The organism is Modestobacter muralis, assembly GCF_010682105.1.
Classification (GTDB): domain Bacteria; phylum Actinomycetota; class Actinomycetes; order Mycobacteriales; family Geodermatophilaceae; genus Modestobacter; species Modestobacter muralis.
Genome location: NZ_JAAGWH010000013.1, coordinates 267,739 through 289,719 on the forward strand (window position 1 = coordinate 267,739; position 21,981 = coordinate 289,719).

At 74.8% G+C, this 21,981-nt stretch carries 26 protein-coding genes; 10 read left to right on the forward strand and 16 right to left on the reverse strand.

The genetic code is table 11. From position 1 onward, the window contains the following. Window positions 1–213 precede the first annotated feature (213 nt). A complete protein-coding gene (locus tag GCU67_RS05440) occupies window positions 214–1,302 on the forward strand; it encodes an endo-1,4-beta-xylanase (protein WP_163610048.1) in 1,089 nt (362 codons plus the stop codon). Window positions 1,303–1,362: 60 nt separating this feature from the next. On the opposite strand, the gene GCU67_RS05445 is transcribed toward GCU67_RS05440, so the two are convergent. Next, the gene (locus GCU67_RS05445) at window positions 1,363–1,911 is read right to left on the reverse strand and encodes a hypothetical protein (RefSeq protein ID WP_163610049.1); all 549 of its coding nucleotides are present in this window, start codon (window positions 1,909–1,911) and stop codon (window positions 1,363–1,365) included. Window positions 1,912–1,952: 41 nt separating this feature from the next. Beyond that, complete coding sequence (locus tag GCU67_RS05450; protein ID WP_163610050.1) at window positions 1,953–2,162, reverse strand: hypothetical protein; 210 nt, start codon at window positions 2,160–2,162, stop codon at window positions 1,953–1,955. Between the two features lie 82 nt (window positions 2,163–2,244). Between GCU67_RS05450 and GCU67_RS05455 the strand changes: the two genes are divergently transcribed. Further along, window positions 2,245–2,706, forward strand: a complete 462-nt coding sequence (locus GCU67_RS05455; RefSeq protein WP_338104785.1) for an SRPBCC family protein — start codon at window positions 2,245–2,247, stop codon at window positions 2,704–2,706. 44 nt (window positions 2,707–2,750) lie between these two features. On the opposite strand, the gene GCU67_RS05460 is transcribed toward GCU67_RS05455, so the two are convergent. Continuing rightward, window positions 2,751–3,992, reverse strand: a complete 1,242-nt coding sequence (locus tag GCU67_RS05460; RefSeq protein WP_163610052.1) for a cysteine desulfurase-like protein — start codon at window positions 3,990–3,992, stop codon at window positions 2,751–2,753. Between the two features lie 50 nt (window positions 3,993–4,042). Further along, window positions 4,043–4,618, reverse strand: coding sequence for a TetR/AcrR family transcriptional regulator (locus GCU67_RS05465; protein WP_163610053.1), 576 nt, complete (start codon window positions 4,616–4,618; stop codon window positions 4,043–4,045). Window positions 4,619–4,726: 108 nt separating this feature from the next. Between GCU67_RS05465 and GCU67_RS05470 the strand changes: the two genes are divergently transcribed. Further along, window positions 4,727–5,623 carry an alpha/beta hydrolase family protein gene (locus GCU67_RS05470; protein ID WP_163610054.1) on the forward strand — a complete coding sequence of 299 codons (897 nt, stop codon included), beginning with the start codon at window positions 4,727–4,729 and terminating at the stop codon, window positions 5,621–5,623. Between the two features lie 7 nt (window positions 5,624–5,630). Here GCU67_RS05470 and GCU67_RS05475 read toward each other — a convergent pair whose 3' ends face one another. After that, window positions 5,631–6,752: an alcohol dehydrogenase catalytic domain-containing protein gene (locus tag GCU67_RS05475; RefSeq protein WP_163610055.1), complete on the reverse strand. Its 1,122-nt coding sequence runs from the start codon at window positions 6,750–6,752 to the stop codon at window positions 5,631–5,633. 106 nt (window positions 6,753–6,858) lie between these two features. Between GCU67_RS05475 and GCU67_RS05480 the strand changes: the two genes are divergently transcribed. Next, complete coding sequence (locus tag GCU67_RS05480; protein ID WP_163610056.1) at window positions 6,859–7,428, forward strand: TetR/AcrR family transcriptional regulator; 570 nt, start codon at window positions 6,859–6,861, stop codon at window positions 7,426–7,428. Here GCU67_RS05480 and GCU67_RS05485 read toward each other — a convergent pair. From GCU67_RS05485 to GCU67_RS05500, 4 genes are all read right to left on the reverse strand, one after another. Next, the gene (locus GCU67_RS05485) at window positions 7,415–8,821 is read right to left on the reverse strand and encodes a bifunctional 3-(3-hydroxy-phenyl)propionate/3-hydroxycinnamic acid hydroxylase (protein ID WP_163610057.1); all 1,407 of its coding nucleotides are present in this window, start codon (window positions 8,819–8,821) and stop codon (window positions 7,415–7,417) included. The two genes, GCU67_RS05480 and GCU67_RS05485, sit on opposite strands and share 14 nt — an antisense overlap. Continuing rightward, window positions 8,818–9,468: an SbtR family transcriptional regulator gene (locus GCU67_RS05490; protein WP_163610058.1), complete on the reverse strand. Its 651-nt coding sequence runs from the start codon at window positions 9,466–9,468 to the stop codon at window positions 8,818–8,820. The genes GCU67_RS05485 and GCU67_RS05490 overlap by 4 nt, the downstream gene beginning before the upstream one ends. Before the next feature lie 16 nt (window positions 9,469–9,484). After that, window positions 9,485–10,372 carry an NmrA family NAD(P)-binding protein gene (locus tag GCU67_RS05495; RefSeq protein WP_163610059.1) on the reverse strand — a complete coding sequence of 296 codons (888 nt, stop codon included), beginning with the start codon at window positions 10,370–10,372 and terminating at the stop codon, window positions 9,485–9,487. A gap of 153 nt (window positions 10,373–10,525) precedes the next feature. Further along, a complete protein-coding gene (locus tag GCU67_RS05500) occupies window positions 10,526–11,281 on the reverse strand; it encodes a hypothetical protein (RefSeq protein WP_163610060.1) in 756 nt (251 codons plus the stop codon). A 321-nt stretch (window positions 11,282–11,602) separates the two neighbouring features. Between GCU67_RS05500 and GCU67_RS05505 the strand changes: the two genes are divergently transcribed. Continuing rightward, window positions 11,603–12,082, forward strand: coding sequence for a cupredoxin domain-containing protein (locus GCU67_RS05505; protein ID WP_163610061.1), 480 nt, complete (start codon window positions 11,603–11,605; stop codon window positions 12,080–12,082). Further along, window positions 12,079–12,546, forward strand: coding sequence for a hypothetical protein (locus GCU67_RS05510; RefSeq protein ID WP_211660777.1), 468 nt, complete (start codon window positions 12,079–12,081; stop codon window positions 12,544–12,546). The genes GCU67_RS05505 and GCU67_RS05510 overlap by 4 nt, the downstream gene beginning before the upstream one ends. Before the next feature lie 31 nt (window positions 12,547–12,577). Here the strand turns inward: GCU67_RS05510 and GCU67_RS05515 are convergent, their stop codons facing one another. The 5 genes from GCU67_RS05515 to GCU67_RS05535 form a co-directional block, all read right to left on the reverse strand. After that, the gene (locus GCU67_RS05515) at window positions 12,578–12,937 is read right to left on the reverse strand and encodes a hypothetical protein (protein WP_163610062.1); all 360 of its coding nucleotides are present in this window, start codon (window positions 12,935–12,937) and stop codon (window positions 12,578–12,580) included. Between the two features lie 42 nt (window positions 12,938–12,979). Next, on the reverse strand, window positions 12,980–14,275 hold the full coding sequence (locus GCU67_RS05520) for an MFS transporter (protein WP_338104787.1): 1,296 nt from the start codon (window positions 14,273–14,275) through the stop codon (window positions 12,980–12,982). Between the two features lie 9 nt (window positions 14,276–14,284). Continuing rightward, window positions 14,285–14,863, reverse strand: coding sequence for an MOSC domain-containing protein (locus GCU67_RS05525; RefSeq protein WP_338104788.1), 579 nt, complete (start codon window positions 14,861–14,863; stop codon window positions 14,285–14,287). 37 nt (window positions 14,864–14,900) lie between these two features. Beyond that, the gene (locus tag GCU67_RS05530) at window positions 14,901–15,173 is read right to left on the reverse strand and encodes a hypothetical protein (protein ID WP_163610064.1); all 273 of its coding nucleotides are present in this window, start codon (window positions 15,171–15,173) and stop codon (window positions 14,901–14,903) included. 143 nt (window positions 15,174–15,316) lie between these two features. Then, window positions 15,317–16,360, reverse strand: a complete 1,044-nt coding sequence (locus GCU67_RS05535; protein ID WP_163610065.1) for an alcohol dehydrogenase catalytic domain-containing protein — start codon at window positions 16,358–16,360, stop codon at window positions 15,317–15,319. 128 nt (window positions 16,361–16,488) lie between these two features. On the opposite strand from GCU67_RS05535, the gene GCU67_RS05540 reads away from it, so the two are divergent. The 3 genes from GCU67_RS05540 (at window position 16,489) to GCU67_RS05550 (ending at window position 20,016) form a co-directional block, all read left to right on the forward strand. After that, complete coding sequence (locus GCU67_RS05540) at window positions 16,489–17,772, forward strand: M18 family aminopeptidase (protein ID WP_163610066.1); 1,284 nt, start codon at window positions 16,489–16,491, stop codon at window positions 17,770–17,772. A 113-nt stretch (window positions 17,773–17,885) separates the two neighbouring features. After that, complete coding sequence (locus GCU67_RS05545) at window positions 17,886–19,241, forward strand: glucose-6-phosphate dehydrogenase (RefSeq protein ID WP_163610067.1); 1,356 nt, start codon at window positions 17,886–17,888, stop codon at window positions 19,239–19,241. 103 nt (window positions 19,242–19,344) lie between these two features. Beyond that, window positions 19,345–20,016 (forward strand): GAF and ANTAR domain-containing protein, encoded by a 672-nt coding sequence (locus tag GCU67_RS05550; protein ID WP_163610068.1) that lies wholly within the window; start codon window positions 19,345–19,347, stop codon window positions 20,014–20,016. A gap of 1 nt (window position 20,017) precedes the next feature. Here GCU67_RS05550 and GCU67_RS05555 read toward each other — a convergent pair whose 3' ends face one another. Further along, window positions 20,018–20,206 carry a hypothetical protein gene (locus GCU67_RS05555; protein WP_163610069.1) on the reverse strand — a complete coding sequence of 63 codons (189 nt, stop codon included), beginning with the start codon at window positions 20,204–20,206 and terminating at the stop codon, window positions 20,018–20,020. Window positions 20,207–20,295: 89 nt separating this feature from the next. Here GCU67_RS05555 and GCU67_RS05560 point away from each other — a divergent pair, with 89 nt between their 5' ends. Next, entirely contained in the window at window positions 20,296–20,541 is a 246-nt protein-coding gene (locus GCU67_RS05560) for a toxin-antitoxin system YwqK family antitoxin (protein WP_211660778.1), read from the forward strand. On the opposite strand, the gene GCU67_RS05565 is transcribed toward GCU67_RS05560, so the two are convergent. Beyond that, complete coding sequence (locus GCU67_RS05565; RefSeq protein ID WP_338104789.1) at window positions 20,538–21,908, reverse strand: NAD(P)/FAD-dependent oxidoreductase; 1,371 nt, start codon at window positions 21,906–21,908, stop codon at window positions 20,538–20,540. The two genes, GCU67_RS05560 and GCU67_RS05565, sit on opposite strands and share 4 nt — an antisense overlap. Between the last annotated feature and the right edge of the window lie 73 nt (window positions 21,909–21,981).

Sequence of the window (21,981 nt, forward strand, 5' to 3'; positions counted from 1 at the left end):
CGCGGCTGGGCAGGCGTCCAGGGAACGCGACGACGGTGGGGGCACGTCCCCACCTGGAGGTCCCCGTGCTCACCGTCGCCGTCCTGATCGTCTTCCTGCTGCTGCTCACCACCGCGGACCTGCTGCCCGGCCAGGCGGCCGCGCCCGGGCTGGTCGCACCGCGGCGCTGAGCCCCGACGTGCGGCCGCCGCCGGCCGCGACGACGCTGCCCGCATGCTCCCCGAGCCCCGGTCCCCCGGCAGCCGCTCGGCCGCCGTCGGACCGCGGCTGCTGTGGCTCGACGTCTTCAACGCCGCGACGCTGCCCTTCTACTGGGCCGACCTCGAGCCCGAGCGCGGCCGGCCGGACACCGCGCGGCTGCGCCGGGCCGCGGAGTGGTTCGCCGCACGCGGGGTGGCGGTCAAGGGGCACCCGCTGGCCTGGCACACGCTGGCCCCGGAGTGGCCGCTCGGGGAGACCGACGCCGGGATCGAGGCGGCGCTGCGGGCCCGCATCCGGCGCGAGGTGACCGACATGGCCGGCGTCGTCGACACCTGGGACGCGATCAACGAGGCCGTGATCATGCCGGTGTTCGACAGGTACGACGACGCGCTCACCCGGCTCTGCCGCAGCCTCGGCCGGGTCGACACGGTCCGGCTGGCGTTCGAGGAGGCCCGCGCGGCCAACCCGTCGGCGACGCTGCTGCTCAACGACTTCAACATGTCGCCGGCCTCCGAGCAGCTGATCGAGGACTGCCTGGCGGCCGACGTCCGGATCGACGCCCTCGGCCTGCAGAGCCACATGCACCAGGGGGCGTGGGGCGAGGACCGGACGCTGGAGGTGCTGGACCGGTTCGCCCGCTTCGGGCTCCCCCTCCACCTCACCGAGACCACCCTGCTGTCCGGGGACCTGATGCCCCCGGAGATCGAGGACCTCAACGACTGGCAGGTCGACGAGTGGCCCTCCACCCCCGAGGGCGAGGCCCGCCATGCCGAGGAGGTCGTGCAGCACCACCGCACGCTGCTGTCACACCCCGCTGTCCAGGGCGCGACGTACTGGGGGGTCACCGACGCCGGGGCCTGGCTGGGCGCACCCGTGGGGCTCGTCCGGGCCGACGGCACACCCAAGCCGTCCTACACCGCGCTCCACGACCTGGTGAAGGGCGAGTGGTGGCTGGCGCCGACGACGCTGCGCACCGACGACGCAGGTCGGGTGTCCGTCACCGGCCTGCTGGGCGACTACGCGGTGTCCGGCCCGGGCGGGACCGCTGAGGTCGCCCTGGACCAGGCCGGCCCGGTGGACGTCGACGTCCGGCTCAGCTGACCGCTGAGGAGGGAGCCCGGGAGCGGGACCGGCGGACCGGCCCCGCTCCCGGGATGCCGCTCAGAGCGACGAGTTCTTCTCCACGATGCCGCGGCGCACCTCGGCCGGGCGCTGCTGCTCGCCGGCGTAGGAGGTGACGACCACGAGCGCACCGGTGATGGCCGGGATGGCCCACTGGAGCTGGTCGAGCTTGGCCTGCGCGGCCGCGACCTCGCCCTTGGCCGTCTTCGAGGCCTTGGTGCCGCGCTTGGAGGGCGTGGCGCCGTTCTGGGAGACGATCTTGCCCAGGACGCGACTGTAGGCGGTGACGCCCAGGGCAGCGGCGGTGAGCAGCGTCTTGACCGCGGACATGCCGGCCACACCCTGCTGCTGGGCGAGGCGGTCCTTGTTGCCGGCCAGCTGGCCGACGCTGCCGATCAGGTGCGCACCGATGGCGGCGGCGTTGATCGGGGTCCAGCGGTCCCAACCGGCGTTGGCGACGGCGCCGGTGGCCTTGTCGCTGCCGGCCTCGGCCGCAGCGGCGTTGAGGGCGACGGCGTTGGCGAGCGTGCCACCGAACCAGGCGGCGAGGCCGACGTCGTGGAGCGAACGGGAGATGGTGTTGGCCATGTGGGGACTCCTAGGGAGAGGGGGAGGGAGGGGGAGCGAGGTCAGCGGCCGAGGAGGCCGCCGAGGCCTCCACCGCCACCGCCGGCGAACTTGGCGACGAGGTCCATCGGGTTGAGCCCGAACTTCTGCAGCAGGCCCGCGTGCTGGTCGGTGTCGACCTGGTCGGGCAGCTCCGAGTCGGCCTGCGCGGCCTGGTCGTTGTTGCCCTGGGACTTGAGGAGCTCGAGGATCTGGCTCTTGTCGATGTTCATGAGCCCCCGGTACCCGCCGGTCTCCGTTGCACCCCTCCGATCTGCCACGAACTCACCGCGATCTGACTGGCAGGATGCCGAGGTGCCCGCGCTGACCCACTCCGCGTCCGTCGTCGTCGCCACCTCGCCCGAGGAGCTCTACGACCTGGTCTCGGACGTGACGCGCACCGGGGAGTGGAGCCCGGTCTGCCGGGCGTGCTGGTGGGACGAGGGTGCGTCGGCGACGCCGGGTGCCTGGTTCACCGGCCGCAACGAGGTGCCCGGTCGCACCTGGGAGACCCGCAGCCAGGTCGTCGTGGCCGACCGTGGCCGTGAGTTCGCCTGGCTGGTCAGCGGCCGGCTGGTGCGCTGGGCGTTCACCCTCGCCCCGGTGGAGGGCGGCACGCAGCTCACCGAGTCCTGGGAGTTCCTCCCCGCCGGCCTGGAGGTGTTCGCCGAGCGCTACGGCGCGGACGCCCAGGCGCAGATCGAGGACCGCACCCGCTCGGCCCTCGACGGCATCCCGGCCACGCTCGCGGCCATCAAGCGCATCGCCGAGGGCTGAGGTGGAGTGGATCCGCCGGCGTGACGCCGGCGGATCCACTCCACTCAGGCGGTGAAGGCGCGCAGGCCGGTGAGCAGGCGGTCGACGTCGGCGTCGTCGTTGTACGGCGCCAGCCCGACCCGCAGGCCGCCGGTGTCCCCGAGACCGAGGTGCCGGGAGGCCTCGATCGCGTAGAACGAGCCGGCCGGGGCGTTGACCCCGCGCTCGGCGAGGAACCGGTAGGCGTCGGCGGCGCTGCGGCCGGCGAAGGTGAGCAGCAGGGTCGGCGTCCGGTGGTGCGCGCGCGACCAGACCGTGACGCCGGGGAGGTCGCGGACGCCGTCCTCGATGCGGGTGCGCAGCCGGTCCTCGTGCTCCTCCAGCGCCGCCATCGCCGCGACCAGCCGGGTGCGCCGGTCGCCCTCGGGGCCGGCCAGGCCGGCGAGCAGGTCGACGGCGGCGGTGGTGCCGGCCAGCAGCTCGTAGGGCAGCGTGCCCAGCTCGAACCGCTCCGGGACGGCGTTGCTGGAGGGCAGCAGCTTGTCCGGGTGCAGGGTCTCCAGCAGCTCGGGGGCGGCGACCAGGCACCCGCAGTGCGGGCCGAGGAACTTGTAGGGCGAGCAGACGAAGAAGTCCGCTCCCAACGCGGTGACGTCGACCGGGGCGTGCGCGGTCAGGTGGACGCCGTCGACCCAGGTCAGCGCGCCGACCCCGTGTGCCAGGGCGGTGATCGCGGCGACGTCGGGGCGGGTGCCGATCAGGTTGGACGCGCCGGTGACCGCGACCAGCCGGGTGCGCTCGGACAGCAGCGCGCCCACCACCTCCGGCGCCAGCTCACCGGTGGCGGGGTCGAAGTCGGCCCACCGCACGGTCGCCCCGGCGGCCTCGGCGGCCTGCACCCACGGGCGGACGTTGGCGTCGTGGTCGAGCCGGGTCACCACCACCTCGTCCCCGACACCCCAGCCGGCGCTGAGCACCCGGGCCAGGTCGTAGGTGAGCACGGTGGCGCTCCGCCCGAAGACGACGCCGCCGGGCACCCCGCCGGTGAGGTCGGCGACCGCCTGCCGGGCCTCGCGGACGACGGCGTCGGCGTTGCGCTCGGCCTGGGTGACCGTGCCGCGGTTGGACATCGGCTGGGTCATCGTCGCGGCGATCGCGGCGGCCACGACGTCGGGCGTCTGCGAGCCGCCCGGGCCGTCGAAGTGGGCGGCCCCGTCGGTGAGGGCGGGGAAGTGCGCGCGGAGCGCGGCGACGTCGAACGCCCCGACGTCGGTGGGCACGACAGCATCAGGCGCGGTGGCGGTCATGCCCTGATCCTGCGGCATGTCCGCACGCCCCGGCCACCAGGCCCGGGAGGTCAGGCCCGCAGTCCGGCGAGCAGGTGGGCGACCAGGCGGCGGGCGTCGTAGCGCGGGTCGTCGTCGCCGATGCAGAGGTTGCCCACGCCGTACATCAGCTGGAGGGCGTCGACCTCGGTGCGGACCTCACCGGACGAGACGGCTGCGCCCAGCAACGCCGCGCAGGCGGGCACGAGCCGGTCGAGGAACCACGCGTGCAGCGTCTCGAAGCCGGCCGCGTCGGAGTGCATCGCCGCCGCGAGACCGTGCTTGGTCACCAGGAAGTCGACGAACAGGTCGACCCACCGCACCAGGGCGGCGTACGGGGTGGCCTCCTCGGTGAGCAGCGTCGCGCCGGCCGCGGCGCAGGCCTCGACCTGGTGCCGGTAGACGGCGACGACCAGGTCGGCCCGGGTGGGGAAGTGCCGGTAGATCGTGCCCACGCCGACGCCGGCCTCCGCGGCGATGTCCCGCACCGGCGCCTCGACGCCCGCCCGGACGAACACCGCCGCCGCCGCGTCCAGCAGCGCGCTGTTGTTGCGCTGTGCGTCGGCCCGCTGCCGGGGGGTGGGGCGCGCTGCCTCGACGTCGGCCATGACTTCTCCTCGACAAAGCGGAACGTTGTTCCGTATGGTGGTGGAACCGCGTTCCGTTTCGGTCATCATGCCGGGCGGCGACGCCCCACCACAACCAGAGGACACCCCATGACCAGCGCCACCCCGATCGTCTCGGTCCGACCGGTCGTCGTCCCCGCGGCCGGCCGCGGCGCGGACCTGCGGGTCCGCGTCACCGCGCCGACCACCGGGACCGACCTGCCCGTCGTCCTGTTCGCGCACGGCTTCGGCAAGTCGATGGACGACTACGCCCCGCTGGTGGAGCACTGGGCCGCGGCCGGCCTCGTCGTGCTGCAGCCCACCTTCCTGGACTCGCGCACGCTGCACGTGACGCCCGAGGACCCGCGGTACGCCGACATCTGGCGGATCCGGGTCGCCGACCTCACCCGGGTGCTCGACTCGCTGGCCCTCCTGGAGGCAGCCGTCCCGGGCCTGCCCGGCCGCGTCGACCACGACCGCATCGCCGCCGTCGGACACTCCTGGGGCGGCCAGAGCGTCGGCATGCTGCTCGGCGCGCGGGTGCTCGACGCCGCGGGCGTCCCCGGCGAGAGCCTGACCGACCCGCGGATCCGTGCCGGCGTCCTGCTCGCCACCACCGGGACCGGGGAGGAGCTCACCCCGTTCGCGGCGGAGCACTTCGCGTTCATGCGCCCGGACTTCAGCAGCCTGACCACGCCGTCCCTCGTGGTGGCCGGCGATGCCGACCAGTCGGCGCTGTCGACCCGCGGGCCGGACTGGTTCACCGACGTGTTCCGGCTCAGCCCGGGCGCGACCGACCTGCTCACCCTGGCCGGCGGCGAGCACTCCCTCGGCGGGATCAGCGGCCACGGCGTCACCGAGACCACCGACGAGAGCCCCGAGCGCGTCGCCCTCGTCCAGCGCGCCACCACCGCCTACCTGCGCACCGCACTCGGCGTCGACCCCGCCGCCTGGCCCGCCGTCCGCGCCGAGGACGCCGCCCCTGCCGGGCACATCGAGTCGCGGTGACCCCTGGTCAGGCGAGGGTGACGACGACCTTCCGGGCCGAGACGCCGCGGCGCTGCACGTCCATGGCCTCCTGCAGGCACTCGAGGCCGGAGCCGACGACCAGCGGCTCGGGCGCGGCGACGTAGCGGCCCTCGGCGAGCGCGGCGGGCAGGAAGTCGCGGTAGACCGCGGTGCTGACCTCGTTGTGCTTGAGGCTGGTGCCGAACACGAACGGGGTGCGGACGCCGGCCCGGCGGGCCCGCACCTGCTGGGCGACGGTCTTCCCGACGAGCCGGAGCATCGTGCGGGGCAGCGCGAGGCGAGGGCGGTCGGCGTCCCCGAGACCCTCGAAGGAGACCGGCGTGCTGGCCGCGACGACGACCTTCCGGCCGGTGGAGGCGGCGACGACCTGCACGCAGGCCGGCAGCGAGGTGGCGCCGAGGGCCACTGCGCCGACCACGGTCCGGCCCGCCAGGGCGGCGATCAGGTCGGCGACGACGGTCGGGGAGCTGTGGTCGAGCACCTGACCGGCCCCCAGCGACCGCACGTGCTCGTGGTTCCGCGGCGAGGCCGTGGAGACGACGTCGTAGCCGGCGGCCACGGCGAGCTGGACGGCGTTGCTGCCCACGCTGGTCGACCCGCCCCAGACCAGCAGCACCTCACCGGTGCGCTCCGGGGACGCGGTGGGGTGGCGCAGGCCCAGCAGGTCGGTCTGGAACAGCGCCGCGGACGCCGTCGACAGCGCCAACGGCAGGACGGCGGCCCGCTCGTAGGTCAGCGTGTCCGGGATCGGCGAGGCCATCCGCTCCAGCAGCACCGTGTACTGCTGGAACGTGCCCTCGGCCGGGCTGGTGCTGTCCTGGTCGGTCCCGACGGCGTGGCCGAGCACCCGGTCACCGACGGCGAAGCGGGTCACCGCCGACCCGATCTCGACGACCTCACCGGCGACGTCGGAGCCGAGCACCGTGGGGTAGCGCAGCCAGCGGTACGCGACCGGCCCGGCCACCTGGATGACCCAGTCGAGCGGGTTGATCGCGACCGCGTGGCCGCGGACGACGACCTGGTCGGCCCCGGGGGTCGGGTAGGGGGCGGGGCCGACCTCGAGCTGGGCGTACTTCCCGGTGATCCACGCTGCGGTGTTGCTGGGCACGTCGGTCGTCCTCTGCTCGGCGCTCCGGGTCGACGTGATGTCACCCGGTGACATGGGCACCGTAGCAGCTGATGTCACCGGGTGTCATGCCGACTAGGGTGTCGGCATGGGCAGGTGGGAAGCGGACGCCGGCGGGCGACTCCAGTACGCGGCGATGTCGCTGTACTTCGAGCGCGGCTACGACGCGGTCACGGTGGCGGAGATCGCCGAGCGGGCCGGGCTGACCAAGCGCACCTTCTTCCGTCACTACGCCGACAAGCGCGAGGTCCTCTTCGCCGGCGCCCCCGCCTTCCAGGCCGGCGTCGTGGCCGCGGTCGCCGCCGCCCCGGTGGACCAGGCCCCCGTCGACACCGTCATCGCCGCCCTCGCCGAGACCGGCGGCGCCCAGCTCGCGCAGTACGGCGAGTGGGCCCGTGCCCGCCGCGACCTGGTCGAGTCCTCGGCCGACCTGCGGGAACGCGCGCTGATCAAGTCCGCCGACCTGGCGGCGGCGGTCGCGGCCGCACTCCGTGAGCGCGGCGTCGCACCCGGGCAGGCGACGCTGACCGCGCACGCCGCCGTCACCGCGTTCACCGTCGGCTACGACCGCTGGGCCGACGGGAACGGCGTGGGCGACCTGCCCACCGCCGTCCGGGAGACCCTCGCGGACCTGAGGACGGCGCTCACGCCCGGCTGACCGCGGCCACGATCCGGTCCGGGCGCACCAGCACCGACCGCGCCCCCAGCCAGCGCACCAGCTCCGGCGACCCGAGCTCGCCCACCGGGAGCACCCGCCCGGGCCAGCCCGCGGGCACCGGCCCGCCGGCGGTGAGCACCGCCCAGCCTGGGCCCAGCACGTCGTCCAGCCGCCGTCCGCCGGCGACCGGCGGCTGGGGCAGCAGCCCGCCGACCGGCGACCCGGGCGCCACCCGACGACGGCGCACCAGCGGCCCGGGCCGCAGTGGCGGGGTGCGGCTGGACGAGGCGAACGCGGCCAGCCGCGGCACCCGGCGGACCCCGGCCAGCACCACCCGGCGCAGCCAGACCGCCCGCGCGCCGCCGCCGGTCATCAGCCGGCCCAGCAGCACGGCGAGCCGGACCATCGCGGTGGCGTGCGGGGCGCGCTCGGCCTGGTGGGTGTCCAGCAGGGCGTCGTCGGCGCCGCCCAGCACCTCGGCGAGCTTCCAGGACAGCTGGTGGACGTCGCGCAGCCCCAGGCCCAGCCCCTGCCCGATGAACGGCGGAGTCAGATGAGCGGCGTCCCCGCAGAGCAGCACCCGGCCACTGCGCCAGCGGTCGGCCACCCGGGCGGCGAAGGTGTACTCGGCGGCGCGCACCACGGTGCACCCGCCCGCCCCGAACCGGGCCAGCAGCGCGTGCAGGTCCAGGTCGGCCGGGGTCTCCCCCGCGGCCAGCCGGAACTCCGCCCGGTGGCGGTCGCCGGCGACGGGCATGAAGGTGGCCGGCCGGGCCGGGTCGCAGACCTGGTGCACGCCCGGCCAGACGTCCAGCGCCGTGTCGGCGACCAGGTCGACCACCAGCCAGCGCTCGGACGGGCCGAGGTCGCGCATCCACGACCCGATCAGCCGCCGCACCGTGCTGTTGGCCCCGTCGCAGCCGAGCACGGCGTCGGCGACCAGCACCTCCTCGGCACCGGTGGCCCGGTCGAGCACGGTGAGACGGACCGGTCCGCCATGCTGTGCCAGGTGCACCAGCTCGACCCCGCCGCGCAGCCGGGCGCGGGGCTCGGCGGCCAGGGCCCTGCGCAGCACCGCCTCCAGGTCGGGCTGGCTGAACATCGACGCCTGCGGCCAGCCGTGCTCCCCGGCGCCGCGGCCGAACTCCGCGAGCGTGCGGTGCGCGCCGTCCAGCAGCCGCAGCCCGGCCATCGGCCGGCTGACCGCGGTGAACGCGTCGGCGACCCCGGCGGCCTGCAGCACCCGCAGCGACTCGTCGTCCAGGTGGACGGCGCGCGGCTCGGGCCAGGGTTCCTCGTGCCGGTCGAGCACCAGGACGTCGACACCCCGGCGGGCCAGCAGCAGCGCCGCGGTGACCCCCACCGGCCCGGCGCCGACCACGACCACCGTCACGCCGACCGGCCCTTCCAGCTGGTGAAGACCTGCTCCAGCTGGGCCGGGTCCAGTGGCTGCCCGGGCAGCGACCCCTCGGCCGGAGGCCGGAAGCCGTCCATGACCAGGGCCAGCACCCGGCGCCACTGGTCGGGGGCGACGCCGCGGGTGCGGTCCAGCACCGCGCCGACCAGGACGGGCACCAGGGCGACGTCGGCCACCTCGACGTCGGCGCGCACCTGGCCGAGCTCCTTCGCCCGGGCCAGCAGCTCGGCGACCACCGGGCTGATCCGCTCGGTGGCCCGCCCGGCCAGCGAGGGGGCCTGCGAGCCGAGCAGGTACTCGTGCAGCCCGCGGTCGTCGGCCTGCATCTGCAGCATCGCCTCGAGGAACACGTAGAGCCCGCGCCACGGGTCGGCGCGCGCCCCCGCGGTCTCGGCCAGCCGGACGACCTGCTCGACCTGGTCCTCGAAGAGGGCGAGCAGCAGGTCCTCCTTGCGCGGGAACCGCCGGTAGACGGTGCCCACGCCGACCTCGGCAGCCCGGGCCACGTCGTTGTGGCTCACCGCCAGGCCGGTCTCGGAGAACAGCCGCCGGGCAGCGGTGAGGATCCGCTGCCGGTTGGCCTCGGCGTCCCGCCGCAACCGGGTCGGGCCCTCGTCGTCCACGTCGGCTCCTGGAGGGTCAGCGGGCCGCGAGGACCTCGGCCGCCGACGTCCAGTGCCGGACGCCGTACCGGTCGTTGTCGACGGCCTGGAGCGTGCCGTCGCCGCTGAACATGGTGTCGAAGTACTGCATGCCCTGCCAGGCCGGGTAGAGGGCCGTGCGGTCGCGGGAGGCCAGCTTGCCGACGCGGGCTATCGTGCGCAGGAAGCCGATGCCGCCGGCGTACTGCGGCTTGTACGGCTCGCCGGTCAGCTCGGTCATCGTGCGGGCGAGGTCACGGGAGGACACCGTGCTGCCGGCCACCTCCAGGAAGCGGGGCGTGGTCGGGTCCAGTGCGGCCTCGGCGGTGAACGCGGCGGCGTCGTCCTTGGTGGTGAAGTCCAGCGGCTGGTCGGCGTCGTGCCAGTAGAGGACCCGGCCGCGGCCGAACAGCACGAGCGGGGCCTGGCCGGTGAGCATGTCGGCGAAGGCGCCCACCAGGACCGAGGTCGCCTGCAGGGGCGCGGTGTCCAGGCGGGTCATGAACTCCCGGCGCAGCTCGAGGTTGCGGTTGGTGCCGGCGGGCAGCCGCCGGTAGTCGGCGGAGTAGTCGGACGGGATGAACCGCGGGACACCGGCGGAGACCGCGGCGGTGAGCAGCTGGGTCTGCGCGTCGAGGACGACCGGCCGCAGCCCGGCGAGGGCGGAGACGACGACGTCGGCGCCGGTCGCGGCGGCCCGCAGCGCGGGCGCGTCGGCGTAGTCGGCGGCCACCACCTGCAGGCCCAGCGACTCCAGGTGCGCGGTCTTGGCCACCGACGCCCCGGACCGGGTCAGGGCGCGCACGGTGGCCCCGCGGGCGACCAGCGCCGTGGCGATGCGCTCGCCGAGGTCACCGCTGGCGCCGGCCAGCAGGACGGTGGGCATCAGCGGTCAGCCCGGCTGCTCGAGCGGGTCACGGCAGAAGTGGACGAGCTGCTCCGGTTCACCGAGGGACCGTAGCACCAACCGGAGAGCTCACTCCACTTCCCTGTTCGTCCCGCACGCGCCCCGGTGCCGGGGCGCGTACGGGAGGCCGGGTCAGGCGCCGAGGTCGCTGAGGTCGAGTGCGTCCGTCGGTGCGGTGATCTCGACCTGCTCGCCGAACCCGTCGATGGTCACCGACTCCGCGTCGGTGCCCGTGGTCGTGGTCTTCAGCGGGTACTGCGGGTCCGCGGCGGCCACGTAGACCTCGCTGCCGCTCTCCTGCGTCACGACCAGCACGTCCTGACCGTCGAGCTGCTCGGTCCGCATCTCGTCCTGGTAGGCCCCGTCGCTGGGGTTGCGGAGCTCCTCGGCGAGACCGGCCAGGGTCACCTCGGCGAAGTCCGCGGCCTGCTCGGCGGGCACGACGACCCACCGGCCGTCCAGCTGCGCGACGGCCTCGGCGGGCGCGCCGGACGAGGTCCAGAAGCCGGCGCCGGCCTGCAGGTAGCTGACCCCGCCCACGGAGAGCAGCTGGACCGTCTGGTCGCCGATGGTGATGCTCCCGGACACGTCCTCGCCCTGCAGCTGCAGGTCCAGGCTCTGGGCCTCGGCGCCGGTGCCGACGGTGCCCGTCGCGTGGGCCGAACCGGCCTGCTCCAGCGCGTCGGCCGCCGCGGCGGCGACCTCGCTGCCGGTGCGCGACTCGCTGCTGGGGGCGGCGGACGAGCTGGGGGCCGAGCTGGCGGCCGAGGACGACGCGGCGGCCGGCGGTGCCTCGTCCGAGCCGCTGCAGCCGGCGAGCAGCAGGGCCGCGAGGCCGGCGGTCAGCCCGCCGGCGAGTCGGGTGCCGAGCCGGTGTTCGATGCGCATGGTTCTCCGTCCGTGGGACCGACGACGCGCTCCTCGCGTCCCGGCGCGCACAGCATGCGCACAGCCGCGCACCCGACGTCCACCCTGGTCACCCGGGCGAGTCGTGCCCGACGCACAGCTGACGACCACCTCGCGGGCACACCCCACGCGGTTCTGCAGCCAGGAGCCATCCGGTGTGACGTTCCACACCGAACGCTCGGTGCACCACTTCCCACCGCTCTCCGAGCCGGGTCGTCCGGCAGCACCGTCCGGGAGGACATCATGACGAACTTCCTGCTCCTCGCAGCACCGTCCCACGCGGTCGGTGGACAGGACACGGCGGTGCCAGGTGGTCCTCAGCAGTCCGCCGAGAGCGGGTGGTCCGGCCGGAAGCGCGCCGTCCTCCCCGCGGTGTGCGGCCTCGCCCTGGTCCTCCTGACCGGCTGCGGTTCGTCGGCGGAGTCCGGGAACGGTCCCGCGGCCGCGGCCTCCAGCGCGGCCGGCTCTCCGACGTCCGGTTCGACGTCTGAGCAACCCTCCGGTTCGTCGTCCGCGGCGGCCAGCCCGTCGTCGGCCGAGACGGTCATCACCATCGAGGACTTCGCGTACGGGGTCCCCGAGTCCGTCAGCCCGGGGGCGACGGTCACCGTCATGAACATGGACAGCGAGGCCCACACGGTCACGGCCGACGAGGGCGACGCCTTCGATGCGGTGGTCACCGGGTCCGCGACCGGCACCTTCACCGCCCCCACCACACCGGGCAGCTACCCCTTCTTCTGCGCCTACCACAGCAACATGCGCGGCGTCCTGGTCGTGCGGTGAGGACGTCCCGGCCGGGCACCGAGCCGGTCGTCACCCGGCCGATCGCCGCCACCCGGGTGGCGGACGCCGCGCTCCGACTGGTCGTCGCCGCCGGCCTGGCGGTCGACGCCGTCGTGCACCTCCGGCTGGCCCCCGGCTACCAACTGGCGGATCCCACCGGGATCGGTCAGGGCAACCTGTTCCGCGTGGAGGCCGTGGTGGCTGCCCTCGTCGCGCTGCTGGTCCTCGTAACCGGCAGTCGGCTGGCCTACGCCCTTGCGATGGGCGTCGCGGCGAGCGCGCTGGCGGCCGTCGTGGTCACCCGGTACGTGGAGGTCCCTGCGCTCGGGCCGATCCCGTCCATGTACGAGCCGGTGTGGTTCGGCCAGAAGACGGCGAGCGCGGTGGCCGAGGGGATCGCCGCGGTCGCCGCGCTCGTCGGCCTGCTGCTCTCCTCCCGGAGTCGATCGGGGTCCAGGCCGTGACCTCCTCCCCCGCCGCCTGACGCCGCACGGGTCAGCGGCCGGCGCGCTCGTCCAGCACGCCCGCGGTCAGGCAGACCAGTCCCCAGACGGCCGCCGACGCGCTGACCAGCCCGCGCCGCCGCTCCCCCGCCAGGGCGACGGCGAGGGCCGCGGCGTCGGTGAGGTCGGCGGCGACCCGCCCGGCGACCGCTCGCCGGCGCAGCCGCCCGGCCGGCGCCGTCGCCAGCGCCACCCCGAGGACGACGTCGCGCGCGCAGACCATCCGCACCAGTGCACGGCTGGAGGCGGTGACGTCGAGCCCGCAGGGCGTCAGCAGCGCGGCGGGGGCCACCAGCACGGCGGCGGAGAAGGCGGCGGTGGCGGTGCCGGCGAGGGCGGTCAGCGAGGGCACGGGAGCTCCAGGTCGTGAGGGCGGGCCCCCATCGAAGCAGGGTCAGCGCTGGGCGGGGCGGGAGCGCAGCGCGACCAGCCCGGCGGCCACCATCAGCACGGCGACCACCCACATGCCGGTGCGGAAGCTGCCGGTGAGGTCCTCCAGCCAGCCGGTCACGTACGGGGCGGCGAACCCGGCCAGGTTGCCGAAGGAGTTGACCAGGGCGATGCCGGCGGCGGCGCCGACCCCGGTCAGCAGCCGGGTGGGCAGCGTCCAGAACACCGGGATCGCGGCGAAGATGCCGACCGCGCAGACGGTGATGCAGGCCATCACCGCGAGCGGGGAGTCCATGTACAGCGCGGCGGCGATCCCGGCGGCGCCCACGAACACCGCGACCGCGACGTGCCCCTCCCGCTCGCCGGTCCGGTCGGAGTGCCGGGCCCACAGCACCATCGCGACGGCGGCGAACACGTAGGGGACGGCGGTGACCAGACCGACCTGCAGGAGCGAGAACGTCGTCCCGAACTGCTCCTGGAAACCGCGGACCACCTGCGGCAGGAAGAAGGCCAGCACGTAGAGGCCGAAGACGATCCCGAAGTAGACGCCGCTGAGCGCCAGCACCCGCGGGTCGGTCAGCGCCTGCCGGGTGGGCACCTCGCGGCCCACCGTCTCGGCGTCCTCGGCGGCCAGGTGCGCCTCGAGCGCGGTCGCCTCGGCGGGGGTGAGCCAGCGCGCCCTCGTGGGCCGGTCGGGGAGCAGGAGGAGGACGACGACGCCGAGGACGACGGCGGGCAGCCCCTCGACGAAGAACATGAACCGCCAGCCCGCGTCGAAGCCGAGCAGCCCCTCGCCGTGCTGGATGAGCAGCGTGGACAGCGGGCTGCCGATCACCGACGACAGCGGCACGGCCAGGAAGGTCAGCGCGACGATGCGGGCGCGCTCGGGACGCGGGAACCAGTAGGTCAGGTACAGCAGCACCCCGGGGAAGAAGCCGGCCTCGGCGACGCCCAGCAGCACCCGGACGGCGTAGAAGCTCACCTCGCCCTGCACGAACGCCGTGGCCGAGGCGACCAGGCCCCAGGTGATCATGATCCGGGCGATCCAGAGCCGGGCCCCGACCCGGTGCAGGACGATGTTGCTGGGCACCTCGAACACGAAGTAGCCGATGAAGAACAGCCCCGCGCCCAGCCCGTAGGCCGCCGAGCTCAGCCCGAGGTCGGCGTTCATGGTGAGCGCGGCGAAGCCGACGTTGACCCGGTCCAGGTAGTTGACCAGGTACAGCAGGACCAGCAGCGGCAGCAGCCGGCGGGCGGCCTTGCGCACGACCCGGCGGTCGACCTCGGTCACGTCGGGCACGCGCAGACCCTAGGCGACCGGTCTCCGGGGCTCCGGACGGCGGGCGGTACCGGCCCGGGCGGCGTCCAACGGGACGGCGGAGCGCAGCACGGCCGGCCCGAGCCGCAGGACGCCGTCGCTGCGGGGCCGGCAACGCACGCCGCCGCGGCCACGCATCCCGCGGTGCGCGCCGGGGGCCAGCACCAGGTCCATCCACGCGCACGGGTTGGCCGGGCGGCCGCCGTCCAGGCGCACCTCTCCGGCGCCGCAGTCCAGGCTGAACGGCTGCCCGCGCAGCGCCTCGACCTCGGCGCCGCGCAGGACGACGTTGCGCCGGGCAGCCAGCGGGTCCCAGGTACCGGTGCCCAGCTCGGCGGCCAGCTCCTCCAGCGACTCGACGGCCAGCACGGTCACCGAGGCGTCCCGGTGGGCGGGCCGGGCGGAGTAGCGGTCACCCACGACGCCGAGGTCGGCCCGGACCTCGATGCTCGTCCGCGACTCCACCGGCAGCGCGGCGGTCGTGGGGTCGGGCCGCCCGTCGTACCGGTGGCCCGGCGCGGCGAGCAGCCCGACGACCTCGACGTCGTACCGGAACGGCAGCTCGACCACGGTGTGGATCATCCCCCGGGTCGGGGCGCACCCGTCGTCAGTCGGCGGTGGCCATCGACTCGAGGTAGTCGTCGTAGCCGGCGATGACGTCCTCCAGGTCGATGACCTCGGGGAAGTCGGCCACCTCCTGGTGCTTGCGCAGGAACAGGACGGTGCGCCGCACGACGTCCTCCTCGTCGTCGCTGCCCAGCCGGTCCATCACCTCGGGGGAGACGGTCACGAAGGTGCGGACGTCCTCCAGCTCGCTGGGCTGGACCACCAGGTAGGAGTTCTCGCCCTGTGCGTCGATCTCGATCTCGTCGTCGGCCATGTCCCCGCCCTACCCGCACCGGCCAGCACAAACGCCCGTCCGGAGGGACGAGGGGGACGTCACCGGCCGGTGACGTCCCCCTCGCGTGCCGGTCGGGTCAGCCGGCCGTGGCTGTGCTCATCAGGCCATCGTGGCTGTGCTCATCAGGCCATCGTGGCGATGTCGATGACGAAGCGGTAGCGCACGTCGCTGGCCACGACCCGCTCGTAGGCCTCGTCGATCTGGTCGGCGGAGATGACCTCGATCTCGCTGCCCACGCCGTGCTCGGCGCAGAAGTCCAGCATCTCCTGGGTCTCGCGGATGCCGCCGATCATCGAGCCGGCCAGGCTGCGGCGCCCGCCGAGCAGCGGGAACGCCGGCACCTGCAGCGGCGCCTCGGGCAGGCCGACGTTGACCAGGGCGCCGTCCAGCTTGAGCAGGCCGAGGTAGGCGCCCATGTCCACGTTCGCGGAGATCGTGGAGATGATCAGGTCGAAGGTGTTGGCCTGTGACGTGAACGTGTCGGGGTCGCTGGTGGCGAAGTAGGCGCCCGCACCCAGGCGCAGCCCGTCCTCCTGCTTCTTCAGCGACTGGCTGAGCACGACGACCTCTGCGCCCATGGCCGCGGCCAGCTTGACGCCGACGTGGCCGAGCCCGCCGAGGCCGACGATGCCGACCCGCTTGCCGGGGCCCGCGTTCCAGTGCCGCAGCGGGGAGTACAGCGTGATCCCGGCGCAGAGCAGCGGGGCCGCGGCGTCGAGGGCGATGCCCTCGGGGATGCGCAGCGTGTACTCCTCGTCCACGACGATCTTCTCGGCGTAGCCGCCCTCGGTCGGCCGGCCGTCCTCGCCGATCGCGCCGTAGGTGTCGGTGAAGCCCTTCAGGCAGTACTGCTCCTCGCCGGCCAGGCAGTGCTCGCACTCGCGGCAGGAGTCGACCATGCAGCCCACCCCGGCGCGGTCGCCGACGGCGAACTTCGTGACCTCGGACCCGACGGCGGAGACGGTGCCGGCGATCTCGTGCCCGGGGGTGAGCGGGAAGAGGGTCTCGCCCCACTCACCGCGGGCGGTGTGGATGTCGGAGTGGCAGATGCCGGCGAACGCGATGTCGATGAGCACGTCGTGCGGGCCCAGGTCGCGGCGCTCGATGGTGGTCGCCGTGAAGGGCGCACCGGCGGAGACGGTGGAGCGGGCGTTGACGGTCAGCACGTGGTGGATCTCCTGAGGTGTGGCGCGGGGAAAGGACCGGGGGCGGCCCGGTGCACGAGCATCGTTCCCGCCCCGGCCCGTCGGCAACCCAGCGCACCCGGCGTCCGCCGGTTGGGCAGGATGGCCCCATGCCGGAGACCACTGACGCCCTCGCCCTCGGTGACGACCTGCGGGCCTTCGTCGACGCCTCGCCGTCGCCGTTCCACGCGGTCGCCGAGCTCGCCCGCCGGCTGCGCGCCGCCGGGTTCACCGAGCTGGCCGAGGCCGACCGGTGGGAGCTGGCTCCGGGTGGGGAGCACTTCGTCGTCCGGCACGGCAGCCTGATCGCCTTCCGGGTGGGCAGCGCGCCGTCGGCGGAGGCAGGGCTGCGGCTGGTCGGCGCGCACACCGACTCCCCCACGTTCAAGGTGCGCCCGAACTCCGACGTCCGGCAGGCCGGCTACCGGCTGGTCGGCGTCGAGCCGTACGGCGGCGGCCTGTGGCACACCTGGCTGGACCGCGAGCTCACCGTCGCCGGCCGGGTCGCGCTGCGCGGCGGGACGACGGCGCTGGTCCGGCTGCCCGGCGCACCGCTGCGGCTGCCGTCGCTGGCGATCCACCTGGACCGCAGCGTGCGCGACGGGCTGACCCTGGACCCGCAGCGCGAGCTGGTGCCGGTCTGGTCCCGTGACCTGGGCACCGAGCCGGGCCTGCGGGACGCCGTGGCCACCGCCGCCGGCGTGGCACCCGGGGACGTCGTCGGGCACGACCTGGTGCTCGCCGACACCCAGCCCGCCGCGCGGGCCGGCGCCGACGACACCTGGGTCGCCGCGCCCCGCCTCGACGACCTGGCCTGCTGCCACTCCGGGCTGACCGCGCTGCTGGCCGCCCCGGCGGGCGTGCGCACGCAGTTGCTGGTGTGCAACGACCACGAGGAGGTGGGCAGCGGCTCGATGTCCGGGGCCCGGGGGAGCTTCCTCGCCGACGTCGTCACCCGGCTGGTCGCGGTCACCGACGCCGGCGACGTCCAGGCGCTGCCCCGCACGATCGCCCGGTCCCGGCTGGTGTCGGCCGACATGGCGCACGCGGTGCACCCGACCCGCTCCGACCGGCACGAGCCCGACCACCGGCCGCAGCTGGGCGGCGGACCGGTGCTCAAGGTCAACGCCAACCAGGCCTACGCCACCGACGCGGCCTCCAGCGGCTGGTTCGCCGAGCGCGCCGCGGACGCCGGGGTGCCGGTGCAGTGGTTCGTCACCCGGGCCGACCTGCCCTCGGGCAGCACGATCGGTCCGCTGACCGCGACCCGCCTGGGCATCCCGACCGTCGACATCGGCGCCCCGATGCTGGCGATGCACTCCTGCCGGGAGCTGGCCTCCGCCCTCGACGTCCCCCTGATGGTGGGCGCCCTGACGGCCTGCCTGGCCGACTGAGCCGTCAGCCCGCCCGGAGCGCACGGGGGTTGGGCGGGCCGCGCGCTGGGCAGGTCGGTACGCGGATCGCGCCTCAGCCACGGGCCCCCGGTCGAGGACGAGGTGGGACGACGATGCAGGTGACGTTCGTGGTGCTGGGCGGCAGCGGTGACCTGACCGGGCGGCTGCTCCTGCCGGGCCTGGCCGAGCTCTTCGGGAACGGCGGCGGCGAGGACGTCGACGTCCTCGCGGTCAGCCAGCAGGACTGGTCCGACGACGACTACCGCGACTGGGCGCGGGCCCGGCTGGCCGAGCACGCTGCGCACGTGCCGGAGGAGGCGCGGGAGCGGCTGGTCGCCCGGCTCGCCCACCAGCAGGGCGACGTGACCACCCCGGACGACCTGACGAAGGCGCTGGGCCGGGCCGGTGGCCGACCGGTCGTCTACCTGGCGCTGCCCAACACCGTCTTCCTGGCCACTCTCGAGGCGCTCACCGAGGTGGATCTCCCCGAGGGGACGACGATCGCGGTGGAGAAGCCCTTCGGGCGCGACGAGGCCGACGCCCGCGCGCTCAACGCCGTCCTGCACCGCCTGGTGCCCGAGGACCGCACCTTCCGGGTCGACCACTTCCTGGCCATGCAGACCGTGCTCAGCCTGCTGGGGCTCCGCTTCGGCAACCGGCTGTTCGAGCCGATCTGGAACGCCCAGCACGTCGACCGGGTCGAGATCGTCTTCGACGAGCCGCTGGCGCTGGAGGGCCGCGCCCAGTACTACGACACCGCCGGCGCCCTGCGGGACATGCTGCAGAACCACCTGCTCCAGCAGTTGGCGATCATCGCCATGGAGCCACCGCACGCCATCGACGGGGCGAGCCTGTCCGCCCGCAAGGCCGACGTGCTGCGCGCCGTGCGTCCCCCGGCCGACATGGCCCGCGACACCGTGCGGGCCCGCTACACCGCCGGCACCATCGACGGCCGCGAACTGCCCGACTACGTCACCGAGGACGGCGTCGACCCGGCGCGGGAGACCGAGACGTACGCCGAGTACACGGTGACCATCGACAACTGGCGCTGGGCCGGGGTGCCGTTCCGGCTCCGCACCGGCAAGGCCCTCGGGTCGAGCCGGCAGGAGATCGCGATCTGGTTCAAGCCGGTGCCGCACCTGGCCTTCGGCCGCGGGACCCCGGAACCGGACGTCCTGCGGATGAGCTTCGACCCCGACCACATCTCCCTGGAGATCAACCTCAACGACGCCGACGACCCCTTCGAACTCGACCGCCGCGCACTGGACATCGAGCTGCCGCCGGCGCCGCTGTCGGCCTACGGGCTGCTGCTCGGGGAGATGCTGAGCGGTGAGCGGACCCTGTCGATCAGCGACGTCGAGGCCGAGGAGAGCTGGCGGATCGTCGAGCCGATCCTCGCGGCGTGGTCGCGCGGGGAGGTGCCGCTGCGCGAGTACCCGGCCGGTTCGGCGGGCCCGGTCCCCGACTGAGCGGCAGCCGAACCAGGCCGTGGGCGCGTAGGTTCGTCCTGTGACGGCTGATCCGCAGGACGACACGAGTCGGCACCACGCCGCGGGGAGCCTCGGGGACGTCATGAGCCGCGTCGCCCGCGAGCTCCAGCACGAGCACGGGGACGTCGAGGGCACCCTGCAGGGCATCACCCGCGCCGCCGTCGACACCGTCCCCGGCGCCGACGAGTGCGGCATCAGCTACGTGGTCCACCGGCGGGACGTCCAGCCCCGCGCCTGGACCAGCGACCTGCCCCGGGACCTCGACGCACTCCAGGGCACGCTCCACCAGGGCCCGTGCCTGGACGCGATCTGGGACAACCGCGTCGTGTCGGTGCCCGACGTGGCCGGCGAGGAGCGCTGGCCGGAGTTCGCCCGCGAGGCGGCGGCCCGCGGCGTGGGGAGCCTGCTGTGCTTCCAGCTCTTCGTCGACGGCGGCAACCTCGGTGCGCTGAACCTCTACGCGCGCCGCGCGGGTGCCTTCGACGCGGAGTCCGAGGACGTCGGCCAGCTGTTCGCCGCCCACGCAGCCGTCGCGCTCGCCGGGGCCGAGCACGAGTCGAACCTGCGGGCCGGGATGGACCGCCGCGACCTGATCGGCCAGGCCAAGGGCATCCTGATGGAGCGGTACAAGCTGACCGCCGTCCAGGCCTTCGACCTGCTCGTCCGGGCGTCGTCGCTGACCAACCGCAAGCTGCACGACATCGCCGACGAGCTGACCTCGACCGGCCACCTGGCGGTGACCGGCGGGAGATGAGCTACTCGCGCACGACCCAGACCTCGGCCGGGCCCTGCGGGGTGTCGTGCATCTGCGGCGGCGTGGACCGCTCGTAGACGCCCAGGTACTGCGGCCCGTCGTAGACCAGGACCGAGGAGAGGACCGCCTCGTCGGGGACGTCGTCGACCTGGCCGTGGCGCGGCCCGCCCCAGTGGAAGATCAGCGGCATGGGGGAACGCTAGCCCGCCGCCGGGCGGGCGCGACCACGAGGGCGTCTGCCCGGCCCTACGATCCGGGCACCCGTCCGCAGGAGGAGCCGTGTCCGACGCCCCGCACCCCACCGGCCTCCCGCCCGACGGCCTGCACGTCGAGCGGCACACCACCGGGTCGCTGCGGGCCCGCGGGCTGGTCGTCGGCGGCCAGCCGCACGGGTGGTGGGAGTGGTTCCGGCTCGACGGCAGCCTGATGCGGTCGGGCACCTTCGACCACGGCCGCACCGTCGGCACCTGGACGACGTACGACCGCGCCGGCACCCCCTACAAGGTCACCGAGAAGGGCGACTAGCCGCGCTCCCGCGCCTCGTAGATGCCGGTGGCCTGGGCGGCGTCGAGCCGGGCGTCCTCGGTGCGCACCACCGACAGCTGGGTGCTCTCCGGCGGCAGCACGGTCTGCCACAGCCAGTCCGCGGCCACCCGCACCCGGTTGGCCATCGCCGGCAGGGCGTACAGGTGGTACCCGCGGGTGACGATCTTGGCCAGCGGACCGCTCAGCGGGATCCCGAGGGGCTTGGCCACCGCGTCCCACCCGCCCAGGTCGGCGACCAGCCCGAGGTCGCGGTGCCGGTAGGGCCGGGCGGTGCCCACCCCCAGCGAGGCGGCGATGTTGCGGCCCAGCGCCACCCCCTGCCGCTGGGCGTGCTGCGCCGTCGGCGGGGTGTCGGGCAGGCCGTCCTCGCCCGGGCCGGCGGCGAGGTCGGGGACGGCGGCGGCGTCACCGGCGGCCCAGACGCCGCGGACCCCGGGCACCGACAGCTCGGGGTCGACCACGAGCCGGCCCTTCCGCAGCGGCAGCCCGAGCCCGGCGACCAGCGGGCTGGCCGCGATGCCGGCGCCCCAGACCAGGGTGCGGGTGGGCACCGTCGTCCCGTCGGTGAGCGTGACGGACCGGTCCGTGGCCGAGGCGACCGACACCCCGAGCCGGACGTCGATGCCGCGCTGGTGCAGCAGGTCCAGGGCCAGCTTCCCGAGCTTGGGCCCGAGCTCGGGGAGCACGGCCTCGGCCACGTCGACCAGCACCCAGCGCACGTCCTCGGCGCGGGTCCGGTCCCAGCGGCCCTCGATGGTGCGCAGCCAGCGCTGGGTCTGGGCGACGAACTCGGTGCCGGTGTAGCCGGCGCCCACGGCGACCACCGACAGCAGCTCCGCGCGCCGGGCGCGGCCCTCGGGGGTGTCGGGCTCGGCGTCGGCGACGTCCAGCTGGTGCAGCAGGTGGTCGCGCAGGTAGACGGCCTCGACCAGCGTCTTGAGCCCGCGGGCCTGCTCGGCCACGCCGAGGATGTCGAACCGGCGGGTGACCGAGCCGGGCACCAGGACCAGCTGGTCGAAGCGCTCGGTGCGGGGCTCGTCGTCGGCGCCCTCGAGGGACGGGCGCACGGTCACCGTGCGCCCGCCGAGGTCGACGGAGGTGACCCGGCCGAGCACCAGCCGCACGCTCGGCAGCGCCCGCCGCAACGAGACGGCGATGTGCCGGGCCTCGATGACGCCGGTGGCGACCTCGGGCAGCAGCGGGCTGTAGAGGAGGTAGTCGTTCGGGCTGACCAGCACCAGCTCGGCCCGGCCCGCCGGCAGGTGCTTCTGCAGGTGCCGCAGGGCGTAGAAGGCGGCGAACCCGCCACCGACGACCACGATCCGGGTGGGCTGTCCCTCGGTCACGTGCATCTCCTCATCTCGGCCGTGCTCTGCGGCAGTGCCCGGCGGCACGGCAGGTACTCCCCCGTCCCCGCGG

Coding starts and splice junctions, on each gene's coding strand:
- GCU67_RS05495 (WP_163610059.1), bottom strand. CDS start 10,372: ATGCCCACCGTCCTGCTGGCCGGCGCCAGCGGTGACCTCGGCGAGCGC.
- GCU67_RS05530 (WP_163610064.1), bottom strand. CDS start 15,173: ATGGCCGACGACGAGATCGAGATCGACGCACAGGGCGAGAACTCCTAC.
- GCU67_RS05470 (WP_163610054.1), top strand. CDS start 4,727: ATGACCAGCGCCACCCCGATCGTCTCGGTCCGACCGGTCGTCGTCCCC.
- GCU67_RS05545 (WP_163610067.1), top strand. CDS start 17,886: ATGCAGGTGACGTTCGTGGTGCTGGGCGGCAGCGGTGACCTGACCGGG.
- GCU67_RS05450 (WP_163610050.1), bottom strand. CDS start 2,162: ATGAACATCGACAAGAGCCAGATCCTCGAGCTCCTCAAGTCCCAGGGC.
- GCU67_RS05440 (WP_163610048.1), top strand. CDS start 214: ATGCTCCCCGAGCCCCGGTCCCCCGGCAGCCGCTCGGCCGCCGTCGGA.
- GCU67_RS05500 (WP_163610060.1), bottom strand. CDS start 11,281: ATGCGCATCGAACACCGGCTCGGCACCCGACTCGCCGGCGGGCTGACC.
- GCU67_RS05460 (WP_163610052.1), bottom strand. CDS start 3,992: ATGACCGCCACCGCGCCTGATGCTGTCGTGCCCACCGACGTCGGGGCG.
- GCU67_RS05540 (WP_163610066.1), top strand. CDS start 16,489: ATGCCGGAGACCACTGACGCCCTCGCCCTCGGTGACGACCTGCGGGCC.
- GCU67_RS05445 (WP_163610049.1), bottom strand. CDS start 1,911: ATGGCCAACACCATCTCCCGTTCGCTCCACGACGTCGGCCTCGCCGCC.
- GCU67_RS05550 (WP_163610068.1), top strand. CDS start 19,345: ATGAGCCGCGTCGCCCGCGAGCTCCAGCACGAGCACGGGGACGTCGAG.
- GCU67_RS05480 (WP_163610056.1), top strand. CDS start 6,859: ATGGGCAGGTGGGAAGCGGACGCCGGCGGGCGACTCCAGTACGCGGCG.
- GCU67_RS05465 (WP_163610053.1), bottom strand. CDS start 4,618: ATGGCCGACGTCGAGGCAGCGCGCCCCACCCCCCGGCAGCGGGCCGAC.
- GCU67_RS05555 (WP_163610069.1), bottom strand. CDS start 20,206: ATGCCGCTGATCTTCCACTGGGGCGGGCCGCGCCACGGCCAGGTCGAC.